The sequence below is a fragment of the Rufibacter sp. XAAS-G3-1 genome, from assembly GCF_013623775.1.
Classification (GTDB): domain Bacteria; phylum Bacteroidota; class Bacteroidia; order Cytophagales; family Hymenobacteraceae; genus Nibribacter.
On the sequence record NZ_JABFAM010000021.1, the window covers coordinates 19,172 to 30,836 of the forward strand.

The window sequence follows — 11,665 nt, forward strand, 5'->3', positions numbered from 1 at the left end:
ATGAAGGACTTCCCATACTCAGAATCTAAAGATACCCGCTCCGGTTTCGGGGCTGGCCTGCTGGAGCTAGGCCGCACCAATCCTAACGTGGTCGCGCTTTGCGCCGACCTGGTAGGCTCGCTTAAAATGGGCGACTTCATCAAGGAGTTTCCGGAGCGTTTTTTCCAGGTAGGTATTGCCGAGGCCAACATGATTGGCCTGGCGGCGGGCATGACCATTGGCGGCAAGATACCCTTCACCGGTACGTTCGCTAACTTCTCAACCGGCCGCGTCTATGACCAGATACGGCAGAGTGTGGCGTATTCGCATAAGAACGTGAAGATCTGTGCCTCGCACGCCGGTTTGACGTTGGGCGAGGACGGTGCCACCCACCAGATTCTGGAAGACGTGGGCATGATGAAAATGCTCCCTAACATGACGGTGATTAACCCGTGTGACTATAACCAGACCAAAGCCGCCACCATGGCCATTGCGGACTATGAAGGCCCGGTGTACCTGCGCTTCGGCCGTCCGGTAGTGCCTAACTTCACCCCTGCTGACCAGAAATTCGAAATCGGCAAAGCCGTAATGCTGAATGAGGGCAAAGACGTCACCATTATTGCTACGGGCCATTTGGTTTGGAAAGCGATTCTGGCGGGCAAACTGCTGGAAGCACAAGGCATTGACGCCGAGATTATCAATATTCACACCATTAAACCGTTAGATACAGAGGCCATCTTAGCGTCGGTGAGCAAAACCCGCTGCGTGGTAACCGCCGAGGAACACCAATTCAACGGTGGCCTGGGCGAGTCTGTGGCCCGTCTGCTGGCCCAGACCATGCCGCTTCCGCAGGAGCTGGTAGGCGTAGATGATTCGTTTGGCGAAAGCGGTACCCCAGAGCAATTGATGGAGAAATACGGCCTGAACGAGCAAAGCATTGTAGCCGCCGTGCAGCGCGTACTGGCCCGTAAGTAGTTGTCAGTTTTTAGTTGTCAGTTGTTAGAATATAATGACAGACCTAGAGCTTGTTTAAATTTCATCTTTGCGCTGCAAATGGCCATAAAAAGAACCTGCGTTCGCCTTTTTCTCGCCCCGTAGCGCTGCTACGCGGCTCAAAAAACCCTTCCGCAGAACCTTTCTCTGACTAGTTGAGCCAGCAAACCTGAAATTTAAACAAGCTCTAACGCAAAAACCCGTGAGGTCTTTAAGACCTCACGGGTTTAAAAAATTAACTGGCGCGAGACTCCGGTCTCGTGACTTGGGATGAAGCGAGTCTCCAGACTAGCCGGGAACCACTAACAAGATAGCGTAAAATCAAGTAATACTACATCTGCTTCTGTTTTAGGGCTGTTTTCTGAGAATTGGCCCTGAAACAGAAGCATTTTTCATAACTTACAAAATCATTTCACCTAGAATCTGAATAGACTTCTTCCTGACAACTAACAACTAACAACCAACCGCTCCCTTCCCTTGGAAGACAAAGAGATCTTAGAGAAATTCCAGCACCCAGCTTCCCGTAACCTGGCTTTCAACCAACTGGTGCGCAAGTACCAACAGAAGGTCTATTGGCACGTGCGTAAAATGGTGATTGACCATGAAGACGCCGATGACCTGACCCAGGAGGTTTTCGTGAAGGTCTGGACACACCTGGAGAATTTCCGGAAAGATTCTCAACTCTACACCTGGATCTACCGCATTGCCACCAATGAGTGCCTCAACTTCCTGAGCGCTAAAAAGAAACGCTTTTTCCTCCCCATCCATGACGTGGCCGCCGAGCTGGCAGAAAAGCTGGATTCCACAGACACCCTCTCCGGCGACGAGATCCAACTGAAACTCCAGAAGGCGCTTCTGCGTCTGCCTGACAAGCAACGCCTGGTCTTCAACATGAAATACTTTGATGAAATGAAGTACGAGGAAATCTCTGAGATTCTGGGTACTTCGGTGGGCGCTCTCAAGGCCTCTTACCACATTGCGGTAAAAAAAATTGAAGAATTTTTGAAAAAAGATTAAACCTCTGGAGATAAATAGTATCTAAGAAACAGATGGATAAGAGAAAGGAGCTAGACATGGCAGAATTACCCAAAGACCCGGGCTTTAGAGTCCCCGAGCATTATTTTGATGCCCTGCCTAGGCGCATCATGCAACGGACGGCCTATGCCTCGGCCAAATCTGCCTCTCCGGTTTCCTGGTTCTGGCAGATGAAAACCGCCGTGGCTGGTGCCTCGCTGGGGCTGGTATTTGCTTTGTCTTTTCTGGCAACCCAGTACTTTAACCCTAGCCCATCACCAGATGACGTAATGGCCCAGGTTTCGCAGAAAGACATTTACCAATACCTGATGAACCATGTAGACCTGGAAACCGCCGACCTGGCCGAAGTACCCGCCGTTAAACCGGGCCAGTCCCTGGAGTTTCTGGACGTGCGTTACACCGATATCAGTTCAGACATAAGCGAAGAGCAAACAAAGGAGTTGTTGGAAGAAGCGTATGAAGACCGTTAATACAAGTAGCATGAAGTTCACAAAATTGCTGTTTCTGTTTCTGCTGCTTCTGGCAGGATCTGCTTCCTTTGCCCAGGGCCAGAAAAAAGAAACCCCCGAAGAGCGCAAAGCCCGGATCGAAAAAATTGAAACGGCCAAGATTGCCTACATCACCGACAAAGTAAACCTCACCGGCGACCAGGCGCAGCGTTTCTGGCCCGTTTACCAGGAGCACGACCGCCGCAGGAATGAGTTGCGTCAGAAAAGCCGCCATTTCAGGGAAGAAAAACTGAGCAACCTGTCAGATGAGCAGATTCAGGCTGGCCTGGAGAACCGCCTCAACATCCGGCAGCGGGAACTCAACATGGACAAAGAGTTCATGGACAAATACCTGCGCATCATCAGCCCCCGCCAACTGGCTAATTTTTACCGGGCTGAGCGGGAATTCACCAAGCTTCTGCTGGAGCGGCTACAGACCGCCAAGAAGTAAAGAGTAGGTTTTAGTGTTTAGTGTAGAGAGGGAGGCGCGAGTCTCCCTTTTTGTTTTCTGCTGTTTTTGGGAAAAGAGCCCGAAAACGTTCAAAGCAGGGGTCACGCCTTGGGGAGTTGTGCGGGAAAGTGAACTCCTCCCTGCCAGGCGAATCTTGTGGGAGAACTTTTGCTAACGTCTCATTGCTTGCTGTTCGGGAGTTCTACTCCCGAACCTGTCTGCTGCGGAGTTCTACTCCGCCGGGAGCCACGGGCAAAAGAAGGGCGTAGAACGCCCGAAGAGCGGCTTAGGAAAAAGAGGCAGTCTTGCTACATGAATTTTCCGTACCCCTGTTGGTGTTCTCACCATAGCCGTCAGGCTAAGAGGGAAAGTGTACGACGTTACAGCGTAACATCGCTACAGAATACCCAGCCATGTAGCCTCGTTCCCCTGTAACGAGGTACTTGTGCAAGAGAAAATACCCCCGCTTCTCCTTAGCCTGGCGGCTATGGTGTGCTCACCAACAACGGGCAACAGACTTTTGCGGGTTCTCTTTTAAGCCTGATTTTCTGAAAACAAGCAAGAAACGGAAACACCCGACTTTTGGAAGGCTGTAGCTGGTCAGCCGGTAAGTCCAGGAAGGGGCTAACATCCTTCTTCGTATCTTTGCCGGAGAATAACCTCTATCAATATGCTTTCTCCGCGTCAATTATTCCTGCAACACCAAGCCCAGACCACAGATTTCCCCTTGCTTTTAGAAGTAGAAAGAGCCGAGGGAGTCTACATGTACGGCCCCCACGGCGAGCGGTATTTGGATCTGATCTCGGGCATTGGGGTGAGCAACGTGGGGCACCGGCACCCCAAGGTATTGCAGGCCATTCAGGCGCAGCTAGACAAATACCTGCACCTGATGGTGTACGGCGAGATTGTGCAGGCCCCACCGGCCCAACTGGCGCATGCGCTGGCGCAAACCTTACCGGCCGGGCTGGATAACGTGTATTTCGTTTCCTCGGGCAGCGAGGCCGTGGAGGGTGCCTGCAAGCTGGCCAAGCGTTTCACCGGCCGCACCGAGTTGGTTGCGTTTGACAATGCGTACCACGGCTCAACCCAAGGGTCGTTGTCTTTGAACGGATCTGAAAGCTTCAAACGGGCTTTCCGGCCGCTGTTACCAGATGTGCGGCACATAAGACACAACCAGGTGGAAGATCTGGCGCAAATCACTTCCCGCACGGCGGCGGTTATTCTAGAAACAGTACAGGGCGAGGCCGGAGTACGCGTACCATCAGTAGACTATCTACAGGCCTTGCAGAAACGTTGCCAGGAAGTAGGCGCGTTGCTCATTCTGGATGAGATTCAAAGCGGGTTTGGCCGTACCGGTACTTTCTGGGCCTTTGAGCAGTTTGGCGTGGTGCCGGACATTCTCACCTGCGCCAAAGGCATGGGTGGTGGCATGCCCATTGGCGCATTTATCTCTCGGCAGGAAATCATGCATTCGCTTAAGAATGACCCTATGCTGGGCCATATCACCACGTTTGGCGGGCACCCGGTTTCGTGCGCGGCTTCGTTGGCAACGTTGCAGGTGATTCAGGAGGAAGGGTTACTCCAGCAGGTGACCGCGAAGGCCGCCCGGTTCAAAGAGAAACTGGTGCACCCGGCCATCAAGGAAATCAGGAACCTGGGCTTGATGATGGCTGTGGAATTCGATTCCTTTGACCTTCTCAAGCCTATCATTGACAATGCCATCCTGAAAGGGGCCCTCACCGACTGGTTTCTGTTCTGCGATAAATCCATGCGCATTGCCCCTCCTCTTACCATCACATTTTCTGAGATTGACGAAGCCTGCGACCTCATTCTGGCGGCCATTGCCGAAGAAGTCCGTTTTTAGGCAGTTTTCCTGAAAAGAAACTTAAAATATCTATATTGTCATCTTGAACCTTTTATATCCTGTAGCAGTACAAGACACGAATTCCAACCCGCTTAATTTGCTACTTTGCCATATCTCTATTTAGATTTCACGACTTCCACGTTTAACCTCGCGCTGCCCACATGGAAATAGCCTTAGTTCTGTTTTTACTTTTGGCTGCCGTTGCCCTTTTCGCCTCAGAAAAGCTTTCCGTAGATATAGTCACTATTATTCTGCTGATTATTTTAACCAGCACTAAAATCATTACCCCAGATGAAGCTTTTGACGGTTTCAGTAGTGATTTCATTATTATTCTGGCTTCTATTTTCGTGATTGGGACGGCGCTGGAAGACACAGGTATTCTAGACTTTCTGGTGAACTGGCTGATGCGGCATGCCGGGCATCGACCCAATGTCCTGTTGTTTTCCATCATGTTTTTCCCCGGCTTGGTCTCGGCGTTCATGAACAACACCACCGTGACGGCCCTCTTCGTGACGCCCATTGTGGGGGTGGCCAAGAAAATGCGCACCAGCAGTTCTAAGTTCTTAATGCCCTTGGCCTACGCCTCCATCTTAGGCGGTACTTGTACCCTCATTGGCACCTCTACCAACGTGGCCGTGAGTGGCTACATGAGCAAGGCCGGGTATGAACCCTTCGGTTTCTTTGAATTCACGGGGGTTGGCATGATCATCTTCGTGGTGGGCATTGCGTACATGATGACCATTGGCAAGCGCATGCTACCCAACACGGCTACCCAAGGCCTTACCACTAGTTACAACATCAAAACGTATCTAAGCGAGATTGTGGTACAGGAAGATTCTCCCTTGATTGGGCAAGTGGCGTTCACTTCTGACCTTTCCAAAATGGGTTTCCGGATACTGAACATCATCCGGAACAAGGAGAATTTCCTCCCAGATTACCGTACCCGCATAAGACCTAGTGACGTGCTGTTGGTGGAAGGGGAAATGAGTGACCTGATCAAAGTAAAGGAAACCAAGGGAATCCAGATTCTGGCCGATGTGATTGTGGAGGAAGACCTGGTGGGCGGGGACATCAAACTGGCCGAGATTCTGATTACCGGCAAGTCTGACCTTCTCAAAAACACGATCAAGCAAGTGGAATTCCAGCGGAGGTTCGGGTTGATTGTGCTGGCCGTTTCCCGGCAGGGCGAAACCATCAGGACCAAGATTGGCGATGTACAGCTACAACTGGGCGATATGCTCTTGGTGCAAGGCCCAGCTGAGCGATTGGATTATATCAAATCAAACCAGCATTTAGCGGTTTTGGATGAGTTTAAGCCTATCATGTTCAAGAAACGAAAAGGCATTCTAACTTTATCTTTCTTTATTCTGGCCATTCTTTTGGGCAGTTTTAACATTCTGCCCCTGTCTATTTGTTTTCTGGGAGCGGCTTTGTTGAGCGTCTTATTCAAGTGTATCTCCACAGACCGTGCTTACCAAGTCATTGACTGGCGCCTGCTTATCTTGATTGGAGGGATGACCGCTTTTGGTTTGGCCATGGAAAACACCGGAGCCGACAAATTCCTGGCTAATGCCATTGTGGGGCTTCTAGAACCATTTGGTACTATCGTCATCTTAGCAGGCTTTGCCATCTTGACGGTGTTCTTAACCCAACCCATGTCCAATGCCGCCGCCGCTTTGGTGGTGTTGCCGGTAGCTTTGCAGACCGCTATTCAGCTAGATGCCAACCCAAGAACCTTTGCCATTGCCATCATGCTATCGGCTTCCGTTTCCTTGGTGACACCCTTTGAGCCGTCCTGTATTCTAGTGTATGGCCCCGGGAAATACACGTTCAAAGATTTCCTGAAAATTGGTTCTGGATTAACCCTTATACTGGTCGCTATTATACTATTTATAGTGCCAATCTTCTGGCCTCTATAAGGTGTTTTAGAGCTTGTTTAGATTTGAGGTTTGCAGGCGAAAACGGCCAGAGAAAGCTTCTGCCGAAGCGTTTTTTGAGCAGCGTAGCAGCGCTAAAGTGCGACGCAACCGCGAACGCAAGTTCTTTTTATGGCCGTTTGCAGCGCAAAAATAAAATTTAAACATGCTCTTTAAGCCTGGTTTTCAGAAATCAGGCCTAAAACACTTTTTCGGCGTAGCCAGACCAGAGTTTCGTTCGTACAGAGAAAACAAAGTCACCCGTTGTATGAACCGAATCTCCCACCTCTGCCCTTTCCTCCTGCTTTTGGGCTGTTCTCCTGAAAAGGCCCAAGAAAACCTAACCGAAGCCCCCATTAGCACTGTCGCTGCTGAGAATGAGCAAGTAGTGGACTCCGTGTCCAACACCCGCATTGACGGCACCGCCACCACCACCATTCCGCTGGACGTGAAACAGCAGCTTCCGGCCGAGCTAGAGGTGCACCTAGACCGTACCCACGGCCTCTGGCAATTGCCCACGCTCACCACCTATGACGCGCAGCGCGTTCCCAGCGAAGAGCAGGGCCCCTATTTTGTACAGGCAGATTTCAACGGCGACAACAAGCTGGATTACGCCATCCAACTCATGGAGCGGGATTCGGCGTTTGTATACGTTTTTCTGAAAGCCCCGGCAGGCGATTTTCAGGAGCATTTGCTGGAGCGGCACCAGCTGTTTGACATTGAGGAGAAAAAAAGAAGCATCCGTTATCTCACGCTGGCCAAGAAAGCAGATAAGTTGCTTGATGGAGCCACCCGTAAAAAGGTAACTCTTCCGCAGGATGGCCTCTCTGTGGGGGCCGAGAATTACACGGCCACGTACGTCTGGGAGAACGGGAAATTCAGAAAATATGAAACAGGCGACTAACTCCCAGGCACTTACTGGATCTCCAGAAACTGGATGGCTTCCTCTTTGATTTCCTCGCGGGTGAGCCCGTCTTTCACGCCGGTGGTTATTTTCTTAATCAACACACCCACCACCGCCTTCCTGAACCCCATTTTGGTAGCAATGTCAAGACAGAAATCCATCTCACTGTCGTCCACTATGCCATCGGCCAGCATCATCTCCACCAGGTCATACACCTGGTCAAACCTATCCAGATCATTGTTGGGCATCGCATGCTTCACACTGGTGGAGTTTGCCAGCAAGGCCCGCACGTCCTGGGCGCGCATGCCTTTCCGCTCCCCAATAGAGATGATATGCTCCATCTCCGCTGAATCTATATGCCCATCAATTTTAGCTAATGCCCCTAAATTAACAATGTGGCTCTTGAGCCGTTTTGTTTCTTCACTCTCAAAAATTGAAAACATAGAGTAACCGTCAGATGTGTGTGGAAGATTTTAGTGTACCGGAACGGCTTCTGCGCAAAATTTGCACAAATCCATTTACGCCATATAATTTACGGAATTTTGAAAAATTTGCTGCCCCCTTGGGTTAAAACTGTTCAAATTTTTATGAACATGCCTTTTAAAGGCACTCCAAGAAGGAAAATAGGAATTTCACGCTCCGGCAGAATGCCCCTGAAGGCGGGTGCAGATCCATGGGTTTATGAAAAAGCTTGAGTTTTCTTCGGTAAACCCTTACTTTGCGGCTCGTTTTAGATGTTAAGATGAAGAAAATAGCTGTTTTTACGTCTGGGGGAGATGCCCCGGGCATGAATGCTTGTATCCGCGCGATAGTGCGGACAGCAGTTTACCATAAATTAGAAATATACGGAATTGGCCGGGGCTACAATGGCATGATCCAGGGAGAGATCTACCGGCTGTTTTCCCATTCAGTAAGCAATATCATCCAGAAGGGCGGCACTATCCTTAAATCTGCCCGCTGCGCCGAGTTTCAGACCCCCGAAGGAAGGAAGAAAGCCTTTGACCAGATCTCTAAATTCGGGATTGAGGGCATTGTGGCCATTGGCGGAAACGGGACTTTCACGGGCGCGCAGGTCTTCTATGAGGAATACGGTATTCCGGTCATCGGGTGTCCCGGCACCATTGACAACGACCTCTACGGCACAGACTACACCATTGGCTATGACACCGCGGTCAACACCGCCCTAGACGCCATTGACAAGATCAGGGACACCGCCGACAGCCACGAGCGGGTTTTCTTTGTGGAAGTGATGGGCCGCGACTCGGGGTACATTGCCCTGCCCTGCGCCATTGGCGGCGGTGCCGAGATGGTGATGATCCCGGAGACCATTACGGCCATGTCTGAGGTGATTGAAACCCTGCAGCAAGGCTGGCGCCGATCTAAAACCTCGTTCATCATTATTGTGGCCGAAGGGGAGGATGAAGGCGGTGCCACCGAAATAGCCGCCAAGGTGAAAGAAGCCCTTCCGCAGATGGATGCCAAGGTTACCATCATTGGCCACGTGCAGCGCGGGGGCTCACCCACCGCCGCCGACCGTCTGCTGAGCAGCCAGATGGGCATGGCCGCCGTGGAAGGCCTCATTGCCGGCCGCGCCAATGAAATGGTGGGCGTCATGAACGGCGAGATTGTGTACACCCCCTTCCATGACACCATCACCAAGAAAAAACCCATCAGCGAAAGTTTCCTGAAACTGGTGGAAGTACTGAGCGTGTAGCCTCCTCTACTACAAACCCAGTATCCTCAGATACGTTTTGAGCCTGATTTCCTGAAATCAGGCTCAAAACGTATTTTTTTGTCCTCCTTTTTTTGCCGCAGAAAGTCAACCTCACATTCTTCCTGCCCACGGTTCAAGCTACGCATTCTGTCCCCCTTGAAGGCCGAGGAGGAGAAGGCGGAAGAAGAGGCATATAACTTTTGTCCGATGCGAAGACAGTAGGCGTAAAGTTTTGGACTTTAGACTTATGAGGGCGGATGAGCCTCAGGGGGAGAATCTGCTAGTAGCGAGCCAAATAATTTCGGAGTTCCCGTAGAATTATCAATCGGAACAACTCTATCCCTTCCAGTTCATCAGCTATTTTAGCCTGTTTTCGTGAAAACAGCCCCAAAACAGCTCCGTTACCAAGATACCTTCTGCCCCTGTTTCACTTTTAGAACTCTAAGAGCCTACCTAATTGTGGTGATGCTAACCTTTAAAGAATCAGCTTTCCGCCTTTCCCTAAAACCAATACAGAACTGAGCCGTTTTTAATCCATCACTCAGTTATAGAAAATGGAATACAGACTACTTGGGGCATCGGGGCTACGGGTGCCGGTGCTTTGTTTCGGAACCGCTACGTTTGGCGGGGGTACAGAATTTTTCAAGGCCTGGGGCAGCACCCAGGTAGAGGAAGCAACCCGTATGGTAGACCTTTGCCTGGCCGCCGGGGTCAATTTCTTTGATACTGCCAACACCTACTCGCAGGGGATGTCTGAGGAGATTCTGGGGAAAGCCCTGGCAGGCCGACGGAACGATGTTCTCATTTCCACCAAAGCAACCTTCCCGTTCGGGGAGGGCCCCAACAACCAGGGCTCAAACCGGTACCACCTTTTGCGACAGGTAGAGGGCAGCCTCAAACGCCTGAACACCGACTACCTTGACATTTACCACATGCACGGTTTTGACGGGAACACCCCCGTAGAGGAAACCCTCCGCACCCTAAACGATCTGATTCAAAGCGGAAAGGTGCGCTACCTTGCCGCCTCCAACTTTTCTGGGTGGCACCTGATGAAATCCCTAGCCGTTTCTGAAAAGTATGGCTGGAACCGCTACGTAGCCCACCAGGTGTACTATTCCCTCACCAACCGCGAGTATGAGTGGGAACTGATGCCCCTTGGGTTAGACCAGAACGTAGGTGGGTTGATCTGGTCTCCTTTGGCAGCGGGCAGGCTAGGCGGAAAGTACCGCCGGGGTCAGCCGCACCCGCAGGACAGCCGCATTGCGCAAGGCGGAAGCCCCGTACCGGAAGCAGTGGTCAACGAAGAGCTGTTTTATAGTATCATGGACGTGCTGGATGACATTGCCGAAGAAACAGGCAAGACAGTAGCCCAGGTTTCCCTCAACTGGCTTCTGCAACGGCCCACCGTGTCCAGCATTATTATTGGTGCCCGAAACGAAGAACAGCTAAAGCAGAACCTGGGTGCCGTAGGCTGGAATCTGACCATGGAGCAAGTGAAGAAACTGGATAAAGCCAGTGAAGCACCTCCCATTTACCCGTACTGGCACCAAAGACAGAACACCAGGCTCAATCCGCTACCGCCTTTTTACTCCAAATAATAACCCCTGGTGGATGATTGGTGCGCCTTGGAAGGAAATGGTGGTGGGTAAAACCTCCCCTCCCAAGTTAATCCTGCAGGGAAAAACTTTTTCCTTGCTGTTCGGGAGTTCTACCTTGCTGTTTGGGAGTTCTACTCCCGAACCTATCTGCTGCGGAGTTCTACTCCGCGGGGAGCCACGGGCAAAAGAAAGGGGAGTAGAACTCCCCGGCAGGTTGCTTCCGGAGTGGAACTCCGAAAGAACAGTTTGGTTTTCTGGAAGCTTCAGAAACTAAATAGCCACTCAATTTTCCCTGCATGATGAGCTCCCAGCAGGGGAATAGAGGCATTACACGTAACTGTGCGCACTAGAGCTAGGGGTTCCCGGCGAGCCTGGAGACTCGCTTCCTCCTACGTCATGAGGCAGCAGTCTCGCGCCAGTTTACTTTAAACCTGTGAGGTTTTGAAGACCTCACAGGTTTTTGCGTTTTGGGCCTGTTTTCCGCAAAACAGCTTCAAAACGCATCAGCGGGGTTCTTCTCTCCGTTGGAGTAGGCGACATTGCGTGGGAGACAGAACCTACCCCTCCCAGGAGGGGAATGCGCCTTTGCAGGAGATAGGAATGCGTAGTTCGGCAGGTGTAAACATCCCCCTTCGCCCCCTTCAAAGGGGGAGTATCTGCTTTAGAGAGATTTCCCTGAATTAGAAAGGTACCTGTAGAGACAAGGCAGTGCCTGGTCTCTAC

General features: G+C 51.2%; 11 protein-coding genes. 10 read left to right on the forward strand and 1 reads right to left on the reverse strand.

All coding sequences use genetic code 11. The features are described from left to right. The 7 genes from HHO50_RS18915 to HHO50_RS18945 all read left to right on the forward strand — a co-directional run bounded on the left by HHO50_RS18915 (position 1) and on the right by HHO50_RS18945 (position 7,630). Positions 1-954 carry a transketolase family protein gene (locus tag HHO50_RS18915; RefSeq protein WP_181308438.1) on the forward strand — a complete coding sequence of 318 codons (954 nt, stop codon included), beginning with the start codon at positions 1-3 and terminating at the stop codon, positions 952-954. A gap of 495 nt (positions 955-1,449) precedes the next feature. Next, complete coding sequence (locus HHO50_RS18920; protein ID WP_181308440.1) at positions 1,450-1,989, forward strand: RNA polymerase sigma factor; 540 nt, start codon at positions 1,450-1,452, stop codon at positions 1,987-1,989. A gap of 32 nt (positions 1,990-2,021) precedes the next feature. After that, a complete protein-coding gene (locus HHO50_RS18925; protein WP_181308443.1) occupies positions 2,022-2,477 on the forward strand; it encodes a hypothetical protein in 456 nt (151 codons plus the stop codon). Between the two features lie 10 nt (positions 2,478-2,487). Continuing rightward, entirely contained in the window at positions 2,488-2,946 is a 459-nt protein-coding gene (locus HHO50_RS18930) for a Spy/CpxP family protein refolding chaperone (RefSeq protein WP_181308445.1), read from the forward strand. Positions 2,947-3,616: 670 nt separating this feature from the next. Continuing rightward, positions 3,617-4,810, forward strand: a complete 1,194-nt coding sequence (locus tag HHO50_RS18935; RefSeq protein ID WP_181308446.1) for an aspartate aminotransferase family protein — start codon at positions 3,617-3,619, stop codon at positions 4,808-4,810. A gap of 161 nt (positions 4,811-4,971) precedes the next feature. Then, a complete protein-coding gene (locus tag HHO50_RS18940; protein WP_181308448.1) occupies positions 4,972-6,729 on the forward strand; it encodes an SLC13 family permease in 1,758 nt (585 codons plus the stop codon). 265 nt (positions 6,730-6,994) lie between these two features. Then, complete coding sequence (locus tag HHO50_RS18945) at positions 6,995-7,630, forward strand: hypothetical protein (protein ID WP_181308450.1); 636 nt, start codon at positions 6,995-6,997, stop codon at positions 7,628-7,630. An 11-nt stretch (positions 7,631-7,641) separates the two neighbouring features. Here HHO50_RS18945 and HHO50_RS18950 read toward each other — a convergent pair whose 3' ends face one another. Then, positions 7,642-7,971, reverse strand: coding sequence for a TerB family tellurite resistance protein (locus HHO50_RS18950; protein WP_255478823.1), 330 nt, complete (start codon positions 7,969-7,971; stop codon positions 7,642-7,644). A gap of 120 nt (positions 7,972-8,091) precedes the next feature. On the opposite strand from HHO50_RS18950, the gene HHO50_RS18955 reads away from it, so the two are divergent. The 3 genes from HHO50_RS18955 (at position 8,092) to HHO50_RS18965 (ending at position 10,942) form a co-directional block, all read left to right on the forward strand. Further along, entirely contained in the window at positions 8,092-8,325 is a 234-nt protein-coding gene (locus HHO50_RS18955) for a hypothetical protein (RefSeq protein ID WP_181308454.1), read from the forward strand. Positions 8,326-8,372: 47 nt separating this feature from the next. After that, entirely contained in the window at positions 8,373-9,344 is a 972-nt protein-coding gene (gene pfkA, locus HHO50_RS18960) for a 6-phosphofructokinase (RefSeq protein WP_181308456.1), read from the forward strand. Between the two features lie 554 nt (positions 9,345-9,898). Beyond that, positions 9,899-10,942, forward strand: coding sequence for an aldo/keto reductase (locus HHO50_RS18965; RefSeq protein WP_181308458.1), 1,044 nt, complete (start codon positions 9,899-9,901; stop codon positions 10,940-10,942). The last annotated feature ends 723 nt before the right edge of the window (positions 10,943-11,665 follow it).

Coding starts and splice junctions, on each gene's coding strand:
- HHO50_RS18915 (WP_181308438.1), top strand. CDS start 1: ATGAAGGACTTCCCATACTCAGAATCTAAAGATACCCGCTCCGGTTTC.
- HHO50_RS18925 (WP_181308443.1), top strand. CDS start 2,022: ATGGATAAGAGAAAGGAGCTAGACATGGCAGAATTACCCAAAGACCCG.
- HHO50_RS18930 (WP_181308445.1), top strand. CDS start 2,488: ATGAAGTTCACAAAATTGCTGTTTCTGTTTCTGCTGCTTCTGGCAGGA.
- HHO50_RS18935 (WP_181308446.1), top strand. CDS start 3,617: ATGCTTTCTCCGCGTCAATTATTCCTGCAACACCAAGCCCAGACCACA.
- HHO50_RS18940 (WP_181308448.1), top strand. CDS start 4,972: ATGGAAATAGCCTTAGTTCTGTTTTTACTTTTGGCTGCCGTTGCCCTT.
- HHO50_RS18945 (WP_181308450.1), top strand. CDS start 6,995: ATGAACCGAATCTCCCACCTCTGCCCTTTCCTCCTGCTTTTGGGCTGT.
- HHO50_RS18950 (WP_255478823.1), bottom strand. CDS start 7,971: ATGGAGCATATCATCTCTATTGGGGAGCGGAAAGGCATGCGCGCCCAG.
- pfkA (WP_181308456.1), top strand. CDS start 8,373: ATGAAGAAAATAGCTGTTTTTACGTCTGGGGGAGATGCCCCGGGCATG.
- HHO50_RS18965 (WP_181308458.1), top strand. CDS start 9,899: ATGGAATACAGACTACTTGGGGCATCGGGGCTACGGGTGCCGGTGCTT.